This is a genomic window from Streptomyces nitrosporeus, assembly GCF_008704555.1.
GTDB classification, from domain to species: Bacteria; Actinomycetota; Actinomycetes; order Streptomycetales; family Streptomycetaceae; genus Streptomyces; species Streptomyces nitrosporeus.
On sequence record NZ_CP023702.1, the window covers coordinates 6,302,633 to 6,321,110 of the forward strand.

Genomic DNA, 18,478 nt, shown 5'->3' on the forward strand with positions numbered 1-18,478 from the left:
AAGGGCAGGTGGCGGCAATGGCCAAGGCGACGGAGGGGAACGGCACACCCGTTCCCCAGAGGCTGCTGGCCGCCGCCACCCGGCTCTTCGCCGAGCGCGGTTACGACCGCACCTCGGTCCAGGAGATCGTCGAGGCGGCAGGAGTCACCAAGGGGGCCCTCTACCACTACTTCGGCTCCAAGGAGGACCTCCTCCAGGAGATCTACGCCCGGGTGCTGCGGCTCCAGCAGGAGCGCCTCGACGCCTACGCCCAGGCCGACGCGCCGGTCGAGCGGAGGCTGCGGGAGGCCGCGGCGGACGTGGTGGTCACCACCATCGACAACCTCGACGACGCCTCGATCTTCTTCCGCTCGATGCACCACCTGAGCCCGGAGAAGAACAAGCAGGTCCGCACCGAGCGCCGCCGCTACCACGAGCGGTTCCGCGCCCTGGTCGAGGAGGGCCAGCGGGCCGGGGTGTTCTCCACCGCCACCCCCGCCGACCTGGTCGTCGACTACCACTTCGGCTCGGTCCACCACCTGTCCACCTGGTACCGCCCGGCCGGCCCGCTCAGCCGCCAGGAGGTCGCCGACCACCTCGCGGACCTGCTGCTGCGCGCCCTGCGCCCCTGAGGGCCACGGCCCGCCGGGGCGCGATGTCAGCGCCCGACCCCGGAAGCGACACCTCCGGATGGTCAAGTAACCTGTTGTGTACCGCCGTTGGATCCGCCCGCCGGGAGCGGCGTGACGGCCCTGGTAAGGCCCGCCGAGGCCGCCACCACACGACGGAGATGGTCGATGAAGCTCCTCCCGCTGTTCCTCCGCAGGCCCATCGAGGCGGTGTACGAGCGACGGCTGGCCACCGGGCTGGCGGGGCTGCCGCGCCCCCAGCACGTCGGGATCATGCTCGACGGCAACCGCCGCTGGGCCCGGAAGGAGGGCCTCGCGGACGTCCGCGACGGCTACCGGGCCGGCGGGGCCAAGGTGACGGAGTTCCTCACCTGGTGCACCGCCGCGGGGATCGAGCGGGTCACCCTCTTCATGCTCTCCGACGACAACCTCGGCCGACCCGCCGAGCAGCTCGGCCCGCTGATCGAGATCATCGAGCAGACCGTCCGGGACATCACGGCCGAGGGCCGCCCCTGGGAGGTCCAGGTGATCGGCTCCCTGGACATGCTGCCCGGCGCCAGCGCCCGGGTGCTCAAGGAGGCCACCGCCACGACGGCCGGACGCGGCGGCCCCAAGGTGGACGTCGCGGTCGGCTACGGCGGCCGGCGCGAGATCGTCGACGCGGTGAAGAGCGCCTTCCAGGAGCACATCGCGGCCGGCGGCGACCCCGCCGAACTGGCCGAGCGGTTCGACATCGACGACATCTCCCGGCACCTGTACTCGCCGACCGCCGACCACACCGACTTCATCATCCGGACCTCCGGCGAGCAGCGGCTCTCCGGCTTCCTGCTCTGGCAGTCCGCGTACGCCGAGATGCACTGGGTGGACTGCTACTGGCCGGCCTTCCGGCACGTGGACTTCCTGCGCGCCCTGCGTTCGTACGCGAACCGGGAGAGGCGCTTCGGCAAATGACGGCCGGCCGGGCCCGCCGAGGGCCCGGCCGTGACCCGCCGCGAGGTCAGAGGTACTTCTTGATCTCCCGGCGCGCCAGCGAGCGCTGGTGCACCTCGTCCGGACCGTCGGCCAGCCGCAGGGTCCGCGCCGACGCCCACAGCTCGGCGAGCGGGGTGTCCTGGCTGACCCCGCCCGCGCCGTACAGCTGCACCGCCTGGTCCAGGAGCGAGACCACCGCGCGCGGGGTGGCGATCTTGATGGCCTGGATCTCGGTGTGCGCGCCCCGGTTGCCCACGGTGTCCATCAGCCAGGCGGTCTTCAGCACCAGCAGCCGCAGCTGCTCCACCGTGACCCGGGCGTCCGCGATCCAGTTCTGCACGACGCCCTGCTGGGCGAGCGGCTTGCCGAAGGCCGTACGGGACACCGCCCGCTCGCACATCAGCTCGATCGCCCGCTCGGCCATCCCGATCAGCCGCATGCAGTGGTGGATACGGCCCGGCCCCAGCCGGGCCTGGGCGATGGCGAAGCCGCCGCCCTCCTCACCGATCAGGTTCGAGGCGGGCACCCGGACGTCGGTGAAGACGACCTCGGCGTGACCGCCGTGGGAGTGGTCCTCGTAGCCGTACACCCGCATCGCGCGGCGCACCTCCACGCCCGGGGTGTCGCGCGGCACCAGGATCATGGACTGCTGGCGACGGATGTCCTCGCCGTCCGGGTCCGTCTTGCCCATCACGATGAAGACCGCGCAGTCCGGGTTCATCGCCCCGGAGATGTACCACTTGCGGCCGTTGACGACGTAGTGGTCACCGTCGCGCTCGATCCGGGTCTCGATGTTCGTGGCGTCCGAGGAGGCCACCTCGGGCTCCGTCATCGCGAACGCCGAACGGATCTCCCCGGCCAGCAGCGGCTCCAGCCACTGCTTCCTCTGCGCCTCGGAGCCGAACTGGAAGAGCACCTCCATGTTCCCGGTGTCCGGGGCCGCGCAGTTCAGCGCGGTCGGCGCCAGGTGCGGGCTGCGGCCGGAGATCTCGGCCAGCGGCGCGTACTGGAGGTTGGTCAGCCCGGCGCCGTACTCCGCGTCCGGCAGGAAGAGGTTCCACAGCCCCTGCCGCCGCGCCTCCGCCTTGAGGTCCTCGACGGCCTGCGGGGTGTCCCAGGGGGACGCGAGCCGCGCGCGCTGCTCCTCGGCGACCGGCTCGGCCGGGTACACGTGCTCGTCCATGAAGGCGAGCAGCCGGGTGCGCAGCTCTTCGGTACGGGCGTCGAATGCGAAGTCCATGAGGTGGATCAGCCTTCCTGGAGGGTGGTGAGGCCGTGCGCGATGAAGACGGGGACCAGATCGCCGATACGGTCGAAGCCGGCGCCGACCGTCCGGCCCAGGGTGTAGCGGTAGTGGATGCCCTCCAGGATCACGGCCAGCTTGAACCACGCGAAGGCCGTGTACCAGGAGAGGGCGGAGGTGTCCCGGCCGGACCGGGCGGCGTAGCGCTCGATCAGCTCGGCGGGGGCGGGGTGGCCCGCGGCCCCGCTGGTCGTGGAGACCGGCGACTCGGGCAGGCCCAGGTCGGAGCTGTACATCACCAGCAGGCCGAGGTCGGTCAGCGGATCACCGAGCGTGGACATCTCCCAGTCCAGGACCGCCTTGATCCGGTCGTCCGCGCCGATCAGCACGTTGTCCAGGCGGTAGTCGCCGTGGACCACGGTGGGGGCGGGGGAGGAGGGCAGGTCCCGGCCGAGCGAGGCGTGCAGCTCGTCGATGCCGGCCAGCTCCCGGTTGCGGGAGGCGTCCAGCTGCTTGCCCCAGCGGCGCAGCTGCCGGTCCAGGAAGCCCTCGGGCCGCCCGAAGTCAGCGAGGCCGGCCTCCCCGGGGTCCACCGCGTGCAGGTCCACCAGGGTGTCCACGAGCCCCAGCACGGCCGCCCGGGTCCGCTCGGCCCCCAGCGGCGCCAGCTGCTCGGCCGTACGGAAGGGAGTGCCCTCCACGTACTCCATGACGTAGAACTGCGAGCCGATGACCGTCTCGTCCTCGCAGAGCAGGACCGGCTCCGGCACCGGGACGGCCGTCGGGTGCAGGGCGCTGATCACCCGGTGCTCGCGCTTCATGTCGTGCGCGGTGGCCAGGACATGGCCCAGCGGCGGCCTGCGGACGACCCAGCGCCCGGTGCCGTCCGTCACGACGTACGTCAGGTTCGAGCGCCCGCCCTCGATCAGCCGGGCTTCGAGCGGTCCGTTCACCAGCCCCGGCCGCTCCCGGTCGAGGTGTCCGCGCAACAGGCCGAGATCGAGACCTGGCGGGTGGACTGGGCTCATGGCGGCTACCTCCGGGGGCGGTCGAACGGTCGGCACCATGATGCCGACCAGTCGGTATGTCGTCCAGTGCCCGCCCGGAATCGATGCGTGATCTGTGCGCGCACCCTGGTGGACGGTCGCACTGCTGAATAGGGTTCATGTATGGATACCGCCTTGCTGATCGACGACGTCCGGCTGACCCCGATCCTCATCGCCGACCCGCCCCTGCTGAACACCCAGGGCGTCCACCAGCCGTACACCCCGCGGCTCGTGGTGGAGGTGGTCACCCGGGGCGGGGTGACCGGAGTCGGCGAGACCTACGGCGACGGCGCCTACCTGGAGCCCGCCGAGTCGCTGGCCCGCGCGCTCGTCGGCCGCCCGGTCAGCGATGTGAACGGCCTCTTCACCCTGGCCGACCAGGTGTGCGGTGACTCACGCACGGCTGACGAGGGGGTGGACGCCGGCGGACTGCGCGGCGTCCGGAACGCCGGGAAGCTGCGGCTCTCGGTCGTCTCCGGGTTCGAGGTGGCCTGTCTGGACGCCCTCGGCAAGACCCTCGGCCTCCCGGTGCACGCCCTGCTCGGCGGCAAGGTCCGCGACCGGGTCGAGTACAGCGCCTACCTCTTCTACCGCTGGGCCGCCCACCCCGGCGGCAGCGGCGAGAAGGACGACTGGGGCGCCGCGCTCGACCCCGCCGGAATCGTCGCCCAGGCCCGGCGCTTCGCCCGCGAGCACGGCTTCGGCTCCTTCAAGCTGAAGGGCGGGGTCTTCCCGCCCGACGAGGAGATCGCCGCCGTTTGCGCGCTCGCCGAAGCGTTCCCCGGGCAGGCGCTGCGGCTGGACCCCAACGGAGCCTGGTCGGTCGCGACCTCCCTCCACGTGGCCGGCCGGCTGAAGGACGTACTCGAATACCTGGAGGACCCGGCGAGCGGTATCCCGGCGATGGCGGAGGTCTCGGCGGGCACGGACCTGCCGCTCGCCACCAACATGTGCGTCACGACCCTCGCCGAGCTGCCCGAGGCCCTCGCCCGGGACGCCGTCCAGGTCGTCCTGTCCGACCACCACTACTGGGGCGGACTGCACCGCACCCGCGAACTGGCCGCGATCTGCCGGACCTTCGGCGTGGGGCTCTCCATGCACTCCAACACCCACCTCGGCATCAGCCTGGCGGCGATGAACCACGTCGCCGCCACCGTGCCCGGCCTCGGCCACGCCTGCGACACCCACTACCCCTGGCAGAGCGAGGACGTCCTCACCACCCGCCACACCTTCCAGGACGGCTTCCTCACCGTGTCCGACGCCCCCGGACTCGGGGTGGAACTCGACCGCGACCGGCTCGCGGACCTGCACCGCCGCTGGCTGGACGACGACGGCACGATGCGCGCCCGCGACGACGCCGCGGCCATGCGCAAGGCCGACCCCGACTGGGTGGCCCCGGCCGTCCCGCGCTGGTGAGAGGGGCTGAGTTGCGGGCGCCCCGGGCCGCGCGGATGGTCGGAACATGAAGGCGATCAGCTACAGCAGGTACGGCTCGGCCGGCGTCCTGGAGTACGGTGAGCGGCCCGACCCGAAGGTCGGCCCCGACACGGTCCTGGTGAAGGTACGGGCCGCCGCCGTGAACCCGGTCGACTGGAAGGCCCGCGAAGGCTACCTCCGCAGCACACTGGAGGCCGTCTTCCCGGTCGTCCCCGGCTGGGACGTCTCCGGGGTCGTCGTGCAGCCGGGCGCCGCCGTCGACGAGTTCGAGGTCGGGGACGAGGTCATCGGCTACGTACGCGAGGACTTCCTCTCCCGCGGCACCTTCGCCGAGTACGTCGCCGCCCCCGTGCGCACCCTCGCCCGCAAACCGCTCAGCGTCGGCTTCGAGGAGGCCGCCGGTCTGCCGCTCGCCGGACTGACCGCCTACCAGGTGCTCCACAAGGTCCTGAGGATCCAGCCCGGCGAGAGGATCCTCGTGCACGCCGCGGCCGGCGGGGTCGGCTCGCTCGCCGTCCAGCTGGCCCGGCACGCCGGCTGCCGGGTCGTCGGGACCGCGAGCCCCCACAACCACGACTACGTGACCGGGCTCGGCGGGGAACCCGTGGAGTACGGCGACGGACTGGCCGGACGGCTGCGCGCCCTGGCCCCGGACGGCTTCGACGCCGCGTTCGACACCGTCGGCGGCGAGGCGCTCCGCGTCTCCGCCGACACGCTCGCCCCGGGCGGCCGGCTCGCCTCGATCGCGGACGCCGAGGTCTTCTCCTACGGCGGGCGCTACGCCTACGTCCGGCCCGACGCCGACGACCTCGCGCACCTGGCGGGCCTCGCCGAGCAGGGCATCGTCTCCGTCCGCGTGGCCCGGACCTTCCCGCTGGAACAGGCCGCCGAGGCATACCGCCTCAACGAGGAGGGCCGCGCCCGCGGCAAGGTCGTCGTCACGGTGGACTGGGACGCCTGAACCGGGCCGGCGCCGGGGCGCCTCCCGGGCGGCGCGGCCCCCGGCCACAGGCCCCGCCCCCGGCCACAGGCCCCGCCGCGGCCGTCAGTACAGCATCGCGGCGGCGAACACCGCCAGCGCGACCGTGCACACCGCGACCGTCAGCGCCCGGCGCGGCCCCAGCGGGCCCGGCTCGGCGGCTTCCATCGACGCCATCCGCCGGTGCGCGGTCCGCAGGAACCCCAGCCATGCCAGCAGGCTCAGCGCCACGGCGACCGCCCCGGCCGCACCCGCCCCGCCCTGAAGGGCCTGGCGTACCCCGAGCAGCGCCACCACCGTGCAGGACAGCGTCGTACGCCGCCACGCCAGCCGGGTCCGCTCCGGCTGGAGCCCGGGATCCCGGGGCGCGCCGGTCACCGGCCCTCCCAGCCGAACAGGACCACCACCACCATCGCCAGGGCCACCACACCGACGGCCAGGCTCAGCAGCACCGGGAACCGGGACACCGGCAGATCCTCGCCGCGCCGCATCGCGCGTTCGCACCGTACCCAGTGGTTCACGGCCCGCAGCGCGCACAGCACCCCGGCCACCAGCAGGGCGAGCGCGAGCCCGGACCGCACCGCCGAGGTCAGACGGGGCAGGAACTGGTCGACTGCGAAACCACCGCCGATCAGCGCCAGCGCCGTCCGGATCCAGGCCAGGAACGTGCGCTCGTTGGCCAGCGAGAAACGGTAGTCCGGGGTGTCGCCCTCCTCGCGGATCCCCTCGGGGGCGAACCACAGGCGCAGCCCCCGCGCGAAACCGCCCCGCGCCCCCGTGCCGCCGGTCCCGTCGTCCGTCCCGCCGGTGCTGTCCGTGCCCCCGTCCGTGCCGCTCACGCCGCCGGTCCCGCCGTCCGTCCCGCCCGGCCGGCGCGGAAGGCGCGGAGCCGGTGGTAGGCCTCCAGCCCGTCCGGCACCCACAGCCGGTCGCCCAGCCGGTGCTCCAGTTCCCCGTCGCTCAGGAAGGCGTGCCAGGCGACCTCCTCCACCTGCGGGCGCACCGGGAGCGCGCACCGCACCTGGTGGACGTACGACCACCAGCGGTGCTCGCCGTCCTCGTAGAGGAACTTGAACAGCGGTTCGGGCCGGGGGAGCCCCGGGACGCCCAGTTCCTCGCCGGCCTCGCGCAGGGCCGCGTCGCCGTAGGTCTCGCCCGCACCCACGACCCCGCCGACGAACATGTCGTAGTACGAGGGGAAGACCGCCTTGGCGGACGTCCTGCGGTGCACGAAGATCCGGCCCTCCGGATCCCGGGCCTCGATGAAGACGCAGCGGTGGCGAAGGCCGCGTGCGGTCGCCTCACCGCGTGGCGCCTGCCCGACGACCTCGTCGTTCTCGTCGACGATGTCCAGGATCTCGTCAGCCGGATTCATGCCCTCCATCCAACCTCACCGCGTCCGCGGCCGTGGAACCGTGTCCCGTCCCGTTCTTCCCGGCGGGCATCGCCGGGTGCCGGCCGAGCAGCACGATCCCCGTCACGATCGCGGCGAGTCCCACCGCCTGCCAGGCCAGGGCGGCGGCGTCGGTACGCACCTGGTCGCCCAGGAAACCGATGCCGCACACGATCCCGGCGAGCGGCTGGGCGGCGGTGAGCGGAGGGAGGGACACCCGCAGCGGCCCCGCCTCGAAGGCGCTCTGGACCATGATCAGGCTGGTGACGCCCATGACGACCAGGGCGTACGGCTCCCAGCTGGTGAACAGCGCCCCCCACCCGCCCTCGCTCAGCCGCAGGGTGCAGACCCGGGTCAGGGCGTCCTGGAGTCCGTACAGCAGACCACCCGCCAGACCGAGCAGCGCGGGAGTCGCGGGCGCCCGGGGGTGGCGGGCGAACGCCGTCAGCAGCAACGAGAGCCCGGCCACCAGGCCGATCACCAGCCAGCGCCGCAAGGGCTCCGTCACCGCCTCGCCGCCGGACGGGCGGCCCGCCAGCAGGAACAGGGCGACCCCGCCCGCCAGCAGCCACAGCCCGCCCCAGCCCTGCCGGCCGAGCCGCTGGCCGGTGAGCCACCGGGAGAGGCCCATCGCGAACAGCAGGTTGGTGGCCATCAGAGGCTCGACGACCGACACCTCTCCCTGCCCCAGCGCGAATGCGCCGAGGACCATTCCGCAGATCATCAGACCGATTCCGGCGAGCCAGCTCGGGACCCGCATGAGGTCGAGCAGCAGCCGGGGGGAGAGGAAGTCACCGGGAGGCGCGGTGCGGGCCGCGGCCTGTTGCAGGACAAAACCGAGGCCCAGACAGCAGGCGGCGCCGAGGGAGAGCAGGACGACCAGCAAGGACACGGTCCGACGATAGCCCCGGGAACGCGCAGGATCCGTGAAGCCGCTCCCGGCGGAACGGTTGACGGGAGGGGCCGGTGGTACCGAAGATCTGACGCACCGGTAACTTGCGGGCCCGCCCACCGCCCGCACGTCCCGCACGTCCCGCACGTCCTGCACCGCCCGTACGTTCCGCACCGCTCGTACGTCCCGTATCTCCCGCGCTTCCCGCATCGCCCCCCGGAGGACACCACCCATGGCGTACGACGCTGACGTGATCGTGATCGGGGCAGGGCTTGCGGGGCTGGTCGCCACCGCCGAACTCGTCGACGCGGGCCGGACGGTGATCCTGGTGGACCAGGAACCCGAGCAGTCCATCGGCGGGCAGGCCCACTGGTCCTTCGGCGGCCTCTTCCTCGTCGACTCACCCGAGCAGCGGCGCCTGCGGATCAAGGACAGCCGCGAACTCGCCCTCCAGGACTGGTACGGCACCGCGGGTTTCGACCGCAAGGAGGACCACTGGCCCCGGCGGTGGGCCGAGGCGTACGTCGACTTCGCGGCCGGTGAGAAACGCTCCTGGCTGCACGCCCGGGGGGTCCGGTTCTTCCCGGTCGTCGGCTGGGCCGAGCGCGGCGGCTACGACGCGGGCGGCCACGGGAACTCCGTCCCCCGCTTCCACATCACCTGGGGGACCGGCCCCGGCCTCGTCGCGCCCTTCGAGCGCCGGGTGCGCGAGGGTGTGGCCAAGGGGCTCGTCCGCCTGGAGTTCCGCCACCGGGTGACCCGGCTGGGCCGCACCGCCGGGGTGACCGACACGGTCTCCGGCGAGGTGCTGGAGCCCAGCGGCGCCGAGCGGGGCACCGCGAGCAGCCGTGAGGTCACCGGCGCCTTCGAGTTCCGGGCGCAGGCCGTGATCGTCACCTCCGGCGGCATCGGCGGCAACCACGACCTCGTACGCGCCCAGTGGCCGGACCGGCTGGGGACCCCGCCGGAGAAGATGCTGTCAGGCGTCCCCGCCCATGTGGACGGCCTGATGCTGGGCGTCGCGGAGAAGGCCGGCGCCCGCCACATCAACCGCGACCGGATGTGGCACTACACCGAGGGCATCGAGAACTGGAACCCGATCTGGGCCCGGCACGGCATCCGGATCCTGCCCGGCCCGTCGTCCCTCTGGCTGGACGCGCGCGGCAAACGGCTCCCCGTGCCGCTCTTCCCGGGCTTCGATACCCTGGGGACGCTCGAACACATCATGCGGTCCGGATACGAGTACACCTGGTTCGTGCTCGACCAGAAGATCATCGGCAAGGAGTTCGCCCTCTCGGGGTCCGAGCAGAACCCGGACCTGACCGGCAGGTCCGTCCGCGGCGTGATCGGCCGGGCCCGCGCCGACGTCCCCGGGCCCGTCAAGGCGTTCATGGACCGGGGCGCGGACTTCGTCGTGGAGAAGGACCTGGGCGCGCTGGTCCGCGGCATGAACGCGCTGACCGGCGACGGCCTGATCGACGAGGACGAGCTGCGCCGCGAGGTCACCGCACGCGACCGGGAGATCGCCAACCCGTTCACCAAGGACCTCCAGATCACGGCGATCCGGGGCGCCCGTACCTACCTGGGCGACAAGCTGATCCGTACGGCCAGGCCCCACCGCATCCTCGACCCCGCGGCCGGCCCGCTCATCGCCGTACGGCTCAACATCCTGACCCGCAAATCGCTGGGCGGCCTGGAGACGGACCTGTCCTCCCGGGTCCTGACCGAGGACGGCACCCCGCTGGCCGGCGTCTACGCGGCCGGCGAGGCGGCGGGCTTCGGCGGCGGGGGCGTCCACGGCTACCGCTCCCTGGAGGGCACCTTCCTGGGCGGCTGCGTCTTCTCCGGCCGCGCGGCGGGGCGGGCGGCGGCCGCGGCCACCGCCTGAGGGCTCCGGACCGAGGACTCCGGACCGGGGACCCTGGGCCGGGGACCCCGGGCCAAAAACCCCGGCCCGAGGCCCCGGGCGGAAAGGGCTTCTTCCCAGGCCGGCTCCCGCGCCCCTGCGCACGGGGCCAGGCGCGCGTGGTGCCGTCCGCGCCCCGCGCCGGATCCGTGTGCGCCGTCCGGGCCCGTACGTGCGCACTTCCCGGGCCTCGCGTGCGCGCTCCCCGGGGCCTGTACGTGGCGCACTTCCCGGGCCGTGCCCGTGCACTCCCGGGCCGTACGCATGCCCTCCGGGCCCCTGTCCGTGCCCGAAGGGCCCGACTCCGGGTGTGGTGCGCGTCACTTCCGCCCCGTCCGCCCCGGGCACCCCACGGCTCCCGTGCCCCGGTCAGCTGCGCCGATACCCCCGGACGCCCTCCTCGGTCCGCCAACCGGCCACATCCGCGAGCCGGTTGGGTGAAAGTCGTCCTTGACGCCGAACGGCACCTACCGCTTTGCTGTGCGCGATCAACTGCTCGCACAGAGCATCGAACACCGGACTCCTGACCACCGAACCACCCCGCACCCCGATCCGCCCGCACAGCGCGCCGAAGCCGAAAAGGAACCCGCGGATGTCTCCGCCTCCGCCGCCCCTGGGCCGCGCCCGCCGCAAGGCGGGGCGCTCGGCCCACAGCTTCGACCCGGCGCTCGGCGACGGCGAACTCATCGAGGTACGGCACCGGTTCGCCCAGGGCAGATGGACCGGGGCCCGCGCCCTGCTCGCCGCGACCGGCACCGACTGGGACCGCCGGGGCCACCGCGTGATGGTCCTGGCCGGGGTTCCGTCCGCCGCCGGATGGGCCCGTGACTGGCTGCTCGCCGAACCCGGCAGCCCGGACGCCACCACGCTCCTGGCCTGCGCCGACGTCCTGCGTTCCTTACGGCCCAAGGCCCGGCCCGCCGAACGGGACAGAGCCCGCGAGGCATGCCTGGCCGCCGCGGCCCTCGCCCCCGCCGACCCCACCCCCTGGCTCGGCCTGATGACCCTGGACCGCACCCACGGCACCCAGGACACCGTCAGCGCGCACTTCGAGCAGATCCGCTCCCGCCACCCCGAGCACCACCAGGCGCACCACCTGATGACGGCCCGGCTCGCCGAAGCGGGCTCCGGCAGCGACCCGCTCCACCAGGTGTACGACTTCGCCGCGTGGGCCGCCGAACACGCCCCCGCGGACTCCCCGCTCGCGGTGCTCCCCGTCGTCGCGCACGCCGAGCGCTACCGTGTCATGGCCGCCGAGGGCAGCGCGCCCGGCGACCCCGCGGCCTCCGGCCACTGGACCGGGCGCCGGGCCCGGCAGGTCATGAAGGCGGCCTTCGACTGGTGGCTGGAGTGGGAGCGCGAGGACCACCCCCGCCACCACACCGACCTCAACTTCCTCGCCCACGCCAAGGTCTGCGAAGGCCGGTCCGCCGAGGCCGCCGCCCTCTTCCACCGCATCGGCCCGCACGCCACCGAGGCCCCCTGGTCGTACGCGGGGCGCGACCCCTACCCCGCGTTCGTCGCCGCCCGCGCCCATGCCCTGGGCGCCCCCTGACCCCGCACGCGACAGACCGGGACCGGCGCCCGTACACACCGCGACCCGCCCGTTCCCCCGACGAAGGGACCACCCCGCCATGCCGACAGGCAGCACACGGACCGGCGCGCCCGGTACCGGGAAGACACCGCGCGACGCCGGCACCGGCGGCATCAGCACCTACAAGGGGGAGGAGCGCGCCCTGCGCGCGGACCGGCTCGGTACCCCGGGGCTGCTGCTCTCCGTCCTCGCCGCGAGCGCCCCCCTGATGGTCGTCGCCGGGGTGATGCCCACCGTCTTCGGCGTGATGGGCATCGTGGGGCAGCCCCTGCTGTACGTCATCCTCGGCATCGTCCTGATGCTGTTCGGCGTCGGATACGCCGAGATGAGCCGGCACGTCCACAACGCCGGCGCCTTCTACGCCTACATCGCCCGCGGCCTCGGCCCGACAGCCGGCGCCGGGGCCTCGCTCGTCGCCCTGGTCGCCTACAGCGCCATGCAGGTCGGCATCTACGGCATCCTCGGCTTCGAGGTGTCCGGTCTCTTCGCCACCTACCTCGACACCGAGCTGAGCTGGTGGATCCCCGCGCTGGTGGCGGTCGCCGTCGTCGGTGTGCTCGGCTGGCTGAAGATCGACCTCAACGCCAGGGTGCTCGGCGTGCTGCTCGTCATCGAGTGCGCCCTGGTCGTCGTCTTCGACATCGCCGCCGTCGGGAAGCCCGGCCCCGAGGGCCTGTCCCTGCAGGCATTCGACCCCGGCACTCTCACCGGGGCGGGCCTGGGCACCGCGCTCTGCTTCTGCATCGCCGCGTTCGTCGGCTTCGAACAGGCCCCCGTCTACGCCGAGGAGACCAGCCGCCCGCAGGTCGTCGTCTCCCGGGTGATGTTCCTGGCCGTCGGCTACGCGGCGCTCTTCCTCGCCGTCAGCTCCTGGGCCCTGAGCGTCGCCGCCGGCCCCGGCTCCGTGGTCAGCACCTCCCTGGAGGAAGGGCCGGGCATGCTCTTCGGGCTCACCGAGGACCGGCTCGGCTCCACCTTCACCGACGTGCTGCACGTCCTGTTCGTCACCGGCATGTTCGCCGCGTTGCTCAGCTTCCACAACGTGGTCGCCCGCTACGCCTTCGCCATGGGCCGCGAAGGGCTGCTGCCGGCGGCCTTCGGCCGGACCAGCCGGACCAGCGGCGCGCCCGCCACCGGGTCGGTGCTCCAGTCCGCGGTGTCCGCCGTCATCGTGCTGGCCTTCGCCCTCACCGACGACAAGCCGGCCGGTGACCCCACCGCGCCCGTCCTCCATTTGTTCACCTGGATGGGCAACGTGGGGGCGCTCGGCGTGATCGTCCTGATGGCCGCGGCGTCCTTCGCCGTCATCGCGTTCTTCGTGCGCCGGGGCGCCGGCCGCGCCCAGGCCCCCCGGCTCGTCGCCTCCGGCCTCGCGGGGACCGCCCTGCTGACCATCGCCGTGTTCACCGTCCGGGACTTCGGCGTACTCGTCGGCTCGGGCCCCGGGTCCGTACTCAACTGGCTGCTGCCCGGTGTCATCGTCCTCGCCCTCGCCGGCGGGCTGGTGTACGGCGCGGTGCTGCGTTCCGTCAAGCCGGACGTGCACGCGCGCATCGGACTCGGCAACGAGGCGTTCCAGCTGGAGAAGGCGGCCGGGGACACCCCCGCCCCGCGCTGAACCCCCTGGACACGGCACCCCTGGACACGACGGAACCCGCGGCCCCCGGGAAGGGGCCGCGGGTGTCCGCGTACGGGCGCGGCGCCTACAGCACCAGCGACAGCAGCAGGATGAAGACCAGCGAGACGACGGAGATGATGGTCTCCATCAGCGACCACGTCTTGACCGTCTGGCCGACGTTCATGCCGAAGTACTCCTTCACCAGCCAGAAACCCGCGTCGTTGACGTGGCTGAAGAAGAGCGAACCCGCGCCGACGGCGAGGACCAGCAGGGCCGCCTCGGGCGTGGACATGTCCGCGGCCAGCGGGGCGACCAGACCGGCGGCCGAGATGGTCGCCACCGTCGCCGAACCGGTCGCCAGCCGGATCGCGACCGCGATCAGCCAGCCCAGCAGCAGGGCGGGGATCGACCAGTCCTCGGAGAAGTCCAGGATCATCTGGCCGACACCGGCGTCGATGAGCGTCTGCTTGAAGCCGCCGCCCGCGCCCACGATCAGCAGCACACCCGCGATCGGGGCGAGCGACTTCTCCACGGTGGAGGAGAGGCGGCCCCTGGTGAACCCGGCCGCCCGGCCGAGGGTGAACATGCCCACGATCACGGCCGCGAGCAGCGCGATCAGCGGGGAGCCGATCACATCGGTGACCTTCTGGACGCCGTTCCCGGGGTCGTCCACCACGATGTCGACCAGCGCCTTGACCAGCATCAGCACGACCGGCAGCAGAATCGTCGCCAGCGTCGCGCCGAAGCCCGGACGGCGGTCCAGGTCCTCGGACGGGCGCTGCGGGATCATCTTCTCCGGCGCGGGGATGTCCACCCAGCGCGCGGCGTAGCGGGAGAAGACCGGACCCGCGATGATCACCGTCGGGACGGCCACCAGGACACCGAGGGCCAGGGTGACGCCCAGGTTGGCGCCGAGCGCGTCGATCGCGACCAGCGGGCCGGGGTGCGGCGGGATCAGCCCGTGCATCACGGAGAGACCGGCCAGCGCCGGGATGCCGATCCGCATCAGCGAGTAGTTGCCGCGCTTGGCGACCAGCAGCACCACCGGGATCAGCAGCACGATCCCGACCTCGAAGAAGAGCGGCAGCCCGATCACCGACGCGATGAGCACCATCGCCCACGGCATCGCGCGCCCGCTCGCCTTCGCGAGGATCGTGTCGACGATCTGGTCGGCACCGCCCGAGTCGGCGAGCAGCTTGCCCAGGATCGCGCCCAGCGCGATGAGCACGCCCACACCGGCCACCGTGGAGCCGAGCCCCGCGGTGAAGCTGGCGATCGTCTTCGCGGGGGCCGCCCCGGCGAAGGAGCCGAGGGCGAGCGAGCCGATGGTCAGCGCGAGGAACGCGTGCACCTTCAGCTTGGTGATGAGCAGGACGATGACGGCGATGCCCGCCAGTACGGCGATGCCCAGCTGTGCGTTACCCGCCGAAGTGATGGGTTCGACGGCATCCGCTGCCAGCATCTCGACGCTGAGACCGGTCACGGTGGTGATCCTTAGTTGTCGAGCCGGCGCAGCGCGGCGACGGCCCGGTCGGTGATTTCCTGGGGAGTGCCGGACACGTCCACGGCCACGCCCGCCTCGTCCTCCTGCAGGGGCTGCAGGGTGGCGAACTGCGAGTCGAGCAGCGCGGTCGGCATGAAGTGGCCCTTGCGGTCCGCCATCCGGCGTTCGATCAGGGCCCGGTCGCCGGTCAGATGCAGGAAGACGGCGTCAGGGGCCCCGGTGCGCAGCCGGTCGCGGTAGACCCGCTTCAGGGCGGAGCTGCTGACCACCCCGCCGAGCCCCGCCCGGCTGTGCGCCCACTGCCCGATCGCGTCCAGCCAGGGCCACCGGTCCGAGTCGTCCAGCGGGGTGCCGGCCGACATCTTGGCGATGTTGGCGGGCGGGTGGAAGTCGTCGCCCTCGGCATAGGGAACGCTGAGTGCGGCGGCGAGCAGGGGGCCGATCGTGGTCTTGCCGGTCCCTGCAACGCCCATCACCACGACGACGTGGGGGGTGCTCATTGGTGCCTCGCTGTCTTCTTCGACATCGGTCCGTCGCGCTACTGAAACTCATTACATGTGATTTATTCAAGTGGGTGTGACGTAAACGTCGTACTTATTCGCCGTGAAGGGCGCCCCGTAGGCTAAGGGCATGACCGCACAGAGCCCGGGGCTGCATACCCATGTGCTGGACACCCTGGGTCTGGAGATCTCCTCCGGCGCATGCCCCCCGGGACACGTCCTACGCACCGACGAACTCGCCCGGCGCTTCGACGTCTCCCGCACCGTCGTCCGCGAAGTGATCCGCGTCCTGGAATCGATGCACCTGGTCGAATCGCGCCGCCGGGTCGGCGTGACCGTACGGCCCACCGAGGAGTGGAACGTCTACGACCCCCGGGTCATCCGCTGGCGGCTGGCCGGCACCGACCGCCCCCGCCAGCTGCGCTCCCTCACCGTGCTGCGGTCCGCGATCGAACCCGTCGCCGCCTCCCTCGCCGCCCGCAACGCCACCCCCGAGCAGTGCGCCGCGCTCACCGAGTGCGCCCTCGGCATGGTCGCCACCTCGCGGGGCCGGCAGCTGGAGGGCTACCTGCGGCACGACATCGCCTTCCACCGGATCGTGCTCAACGCCTCCGGCAACGAGATGTTCGCCCGCCTCGGCGACGTCGTCGCCGAGGTCCTCGCGGGCCGCACCCACCACCAGGTCATGTTCGAGGACCCCGACCCCGCCGCCGTCACCCTGCACGTCCGCCTCGCCGAGGCCGTACGCGAAGGCGCCGCGGACGAGGCCGAGCGGCTCACCAAGGAGATCGCCGTCGGCGCGCTGCACGAACTCGACGTACTGGCCCCCTGAGGGCGCCCGGCGGAAGAGGGGCCCGGCCCCGGCTCGCGGTGTGCCGGTGCGTGCGGGCGCGGGGCGCCGTGAGCCGGACGCCCCTTCCTTTCCTTCCGGACCTCCGGGAGCCCGCCGGGCGCCTCCGGGAGGGGCGCGCGCCCCGGTACGGTGGTTGCTGTTCGATCTTCGGAAATACCGGATCAGTCGGGATGGGAGGCCGCGCCATGGCGCAGCAGGTACAAGGGGTCATCGCACCGGGTAAGGACGAGCCGGTGCGCGTCGAGACGATCCTGGTGCCGGACCCCGGCCCCGGTGAGGCCGTCGTGAAGATCCAGGCGTGCGGTGTCTGCCACACCGACCTGCACTACAAGCAGGGCGGCATCAACGACGACTTCCCCTTCCTCCTCGGCCACGAGGCGGCCGGTGTCGTGGAGTCGGTCGGCGACGGCGTCACCGACGTCGCCCCCGGCGACTTCGTCGTCCTCAACTGGCGCGCGGTGTGCGGCCAGTGCCGCGCCTGTCTGCGCGGCCGCCCCTGGTACTGCTTCGACACCCACAACGCGAAGCAGAAGATGACCCTCCTGGACGGCACGGAGCTGAGCCCGGCCCTCGGCATCGGCGCCTTCGCCGAGAAGACCCTCGTCGCCGCCGGACAGTGCACCAAGGTCGACCCCGGGGTCTCCCCGGCCGTCGCCGGGCTGCTCGGCTGCGGCGTCATGGCGGGCATCGGCGCCGCCATCAACACCGGCCAGGTCGGCAGGGGCGACTCCGTCGCCGTCATCGGCTGCGGCGGCGTCGGCGACGCGGCGATCGCTGGCGCCCGCCTCGCCGGCGCGGCGAAGATCATCGCGGTGGACATCGACGACCGCAAGCTGGAGACGGCGAAGAAGATGGGGGCCACCCACACCGTCAACTCCCGCACCGAGGACCCCGTCGAGGCCATCCGCGCCCTCACCGGCGGCAACGGCGCCGACGTCGTCATCGAGGCCGTCGGCCGCCCCGAGACCTACCGGCAGGCCTTCTACGCCCGCGACCTGGCCGGCACCGTCGTCCTCGTCGGCGTCCCCACCCCCGAGATGAGCATCGAACTCCCGCTCCTCGACGTGTTCGGCCGCGGCGGCTCCCTCAAGTCCTCCTGGTACGGCGACTGCCTGCCCTCCCGGGACTTCCCGATGCTGATCGACCTGCACCAGCAGGGCCGCCTCGACCTCGGCGCGTTCGTCACCGAGACCATCGGACTCGGCGACGTCGAGCAGGCGTTCGCCCGCATGCACGAGGGCGACGTACTGCGCTCGGTGGTGGTCCTCTGATGGCCGCCCGCATCGACCACCTGGTCACCTCCGGGACCTTCGCCCTCGACGGCGGCGAGTGGGACGTCGACAACAACGTCTGGATCGTCGGCGACGACACCGAGGCCGTCGTCATCGACGCCGCCCACGACGCCGCCGCGATCCGGGCCGCGCTCGGCGGACGCGCACTGCGCGCCGTCATCTGCACCCACGCGCACAACGACCACGTCGACGCGGCCCCCGCCCTCGCCGACGCCACCGGCGCGCCGGTCCTGCTGCACCCGGACGACCTGCCGCTCTGGCGGCAGACCCACCCGGACCGGGCCCCCGACGCCGAACTGGCCGACGGTCAGGAGATCGAGGTCGCGGGCGTCCGCCTGACGGTCCTGCACACCCCCGGACACGCCCCCGGGGCCGTCTGCCTGTACGCGCCGCAGCTGAACACCGTCTTCACCGGGGACACCCTCTTCCAGGGCGGGCCCGGAGCCACCGGACGGTCCTTCTCGCACTTCCCGACCATCGTCGGCTCCATCCGGGAGAAGCTGCTCACCCTCCCGGCGGACACCGTCGTCCGTACCGGCCACGGGGACTCCACCACCATCGGCGCGGAGGCCCCGCACCTGGACGAGTGGATCGCCCGCGGCCACTGACGGCCCGGCGCCCGCCGGCGGCGGGACGGTCCG

18 protein-coding genes are annotated in these 18,478 nt (G+C 72.9%); 10 read left to right on the forward strand and 8 right to left on the reverse strand.

The features are described 5' to 3' along the window. Window positions 1-17: 17 nt before the first annotated feature. Window positions 18-611: a TetR/AcrR family transcriptional regulator gene (locus CP967_RS27845; RefSeq protein ID WP_150490604.1), complete on the forward strand. Its 594-nt coding sequence runs from the start codon at window positions 18-20 to the stop codon at window positions 609-611. Between the two features lie 165 nt (window positions 612-776). Next, window positions 777-1,559 carry an isoprenyl transferase gene (locus CP967_RS27850; RefSeq protein WP_150490605.1) on the forward strand — a complete coding sequence of 261 codons (783 nt, stop codon included), beginning with the start codon at window positions 777-779 and terminating at the stop codon, window positions 1,557-1,559. A gap of 46 nt (window positions 1,560-1,605) precedes the next feature. Here the strand turns inward: CP967_RS27850 and CP967_RS27855 are convergent, their stop codons facing one another. After that, complete coding sequence (locus CP967_RS27855) at window positions 1,606-2,820, reverse strand: acyl-CoA dehydrogenase family protein (protein ID WP_150490606.1); 1,215 nt, start codon at window positions 2,818-2,820, stop codon at window positions 1,606-1,608. A gap of 8 nt (window positions 2,821-2,828) precedes the next feature. Continuing rightward, complete coding sequence (locus tag CP967_RS27860; RefSeq protein WP_150490607.1) at window positions 2,829-3,851, reverse strand: phosphotransferase family protein; 1,023 nt, start codon at window positions 3,849-3,851, stop codon at window positions 2,829-2,831. Between the two features lie 141 nt (window positions 3,852-3,992). Between CP967_RS27860 and CP967_RS27865 the strand changes: the two genes are divergently transcribed. Continuing rightward, on the forward strand, window positions 3,993-5,285 hold the full coding sequence (locus CP967_RS27865; protein WP_150490608.1) for an enolase C-terminal domain-like protein: 1,293 nt from the start codon (window positions 3,993-3,995) through the stop codon (window positions 5,283-5,285). A 46-nt stretch (window positions 5,286-5,331) separates the two neighbouring features. After that, window positions 5,332-6,267, forward strand: a complete 936-nt coding sequence (locus tag CP967_RS27870) for an NADP-dependent oxidoreductase (RefSeq protein WP_150490609.1) — start codon at window positions 5,332-5,334, stop codon at window positions 6,265-6,267. Window positions 6,268-6,351: 84 nt separating this feature from the next. On the opposite strand, the gene CP967_RS27875 is transcribed toward CP967_RS27870, so the two are convergent. The 4 genes from CP967_RS27875 to CP967_RS27890 form a co-directional block, all read right to left on the reverse strand. Then, window positions 6,352-6,663 (reverse strand): DUF202 domain-containing protein, encoded by a 312-nt coding sequence (locus CP967_RS27875; protein ID WP_150490610.1) that lies wholly within the window; start codon window positions 6,661-6,663, stop codon window positions 6,352-6,354. After that, entirely contained in the window at window positions 6,660-7,034 is a 375-nt protein-coding gene (locus CP967_RS27880; RefSeq protein WP_150492088.1) for a YidH family protein, read from the reverse strand. The genes CP967_RS27875 and CP967_RS27880 overlap by 4 nt, the downstream gene beginning before the upstream one ends. A gap of 86 nt (window positions 7,035-7,120) precedes the next feature. After that, the gene (locus CP967_RS27885; protein ID WP_150490611.1) at window positions 7,121-7,660 is read right to left on the reverse strand and encodes an NUDIX hydrolase; all 540 of its coding nucleotides are present in this window, start codon (window positions 7,658-7,660) and stop codon (window positions 7,121-7,123) included. Beyond that, the gene (locus tag CP967_RS27890) at window positions 7,647-8,570 is read right to left on the reverse strand and encodes a DMT family transporter (RefSeq protein WP_150490612.1); all 924 of its coding nucleotides are present in this window, start codon (window positions 8,568-8,570) and stop codon (window positions 7,647-7,649) included. Before CP967_RS27890 ends, CP967_RS27885 begins: the two co-directional genes overlap by 14 nt. A 232-nt stretch (window positions 8,571-8,802) precedes the next feature. Here CP967_RS27890 and CP967_RS27895 point away from each other — a divergent pair, with 232 nt between their 5' ends. The 3 genes from CP967_RS27895 (at window position 8,803) to CP967_RS27905 (ending at window position 13,688) form a co-directional block, all read left to right on the forward strand. After that, window positions 8,803-10,458, forward strand: a complete 1,656-nt coding sequence (locus CP967_RS27895) for an FAD-binding dehydrogenase (protein WP_150490613.1) — start codon at window positions 8,803-8,805, stop codon at window positions 10,456-10,458. Window positions 10,459-11,068: 610 nt separating this feature from the next. After that, window positions 11,069-12,031 carry a hypothetical protein gene (locus CP967_RS27900; RefSeq protein WP_150490614.1) on the forward strand — a complete coding sequence of 321 codons (963 nt, stop codon included), beginning with the start codon at window positions 11,069-11,071 and terminating at the stop codon, window positions 12,029-12,031. A 79-nt stretch (window positions 12,032-12,110) separates the two neighbouring features. Continuing rightward, window positions 12,111-13,688 carry an APC family permease gene (locus CP967_RS27905; RefSeq protein ID WP_150490615.1) on the forward strand — a complete coding sequence of 526 codons (1,578 nt, stop codon included), beginning with the start codon at window positions 12,111-12,113 and terminating at the stop codon, window positions 13,686-13,688. 85 nt (window positions 13,689-13,773) lie between these two features. Here CP967_RS27905 and CP967_RS27910 read toward each other — a convergent pair whose 3' ends face one another. Both CP967_RS27910 and CP967_RS27915 read right to left on the reverse strand, forming a co-directional pair. Beyond that, on the reverse strand, window positions 13,774-15,171 hold the full coding sequence (locus CP967_RS27910) for a GntP family permease (protein ID WP_150490616.1): 1,398 nt from the start codon (window positions 15,169-15,171) through the stop codon (window positions 13,774-13,776). An 11-nt stretch (window positions 15,172-15,182) separates the two neighbouring features. Beyond that, window positions 15,183-15,692, reverse strand: coding sequence for a gluconokinase (locus CP967_RS27915; RefSeq protein WP_150490617.1), 510 nt, complete (start codon window positions 15,690-15,692; stop codon window positions 15,183-15,185). A gap of 130 nt (window positions 15,693-15,822) precedes the next feature. Here CP967_RS27915 and CP967_RS27920 point away from each other — a divergent pair, with 130 nt between their 5' ends. The 3 genes from CP967_RS27920 to CP967_RS27930 all read left to right on the forward strand — a co-directional run bounded on the left by CP967_RS27920 (window position 15,823) and on the right by CP967_RS27930 (window position 18,445). Continuing rightward, the gene (locus CP967_RS27920) at window positions 15,823-16,524 is read left to right on the forward strand and encodes a FadR/GntR family transcriptional regulator (protein ID WP_150490618.1); all 702 of its coding nucleotides are present in this window, start codon (window positions 15,823-15,825) and stop codon (window positions 16,522-16,524) included. A 206-nt stretch (window positions 16,525-16,730) separates the two neighbouring features. After that, a complete protein-coding gene (locus CP967_RS27925; RefSeq protein ID WP_150490619.1) occupies window positions 16,731-17,816 on the forward strand; it encodes an S-(hydroxymethyl)mycothiol dehydrogenase in 1,086 nt (361 codons plus the stop codon). Beyond that, window positions 17,816-18,445, forward strand: a complete 630-nt coding sequence (locus tag CP967_RS27930; protein ID WP_150490620.1) for an MBL fold metallo-hydrolase — start codon at window positions 17,816-17,818, stop codon at window positions 18,443-18,445. The genes CP967_RS27925 and CP967_RS27930 overlap by 1 nt, the downstream gene beginning before the upstream one ends. The last annotated feature ends 33 nt before the right edge of the window (window positions 18,446-18,478 follow it).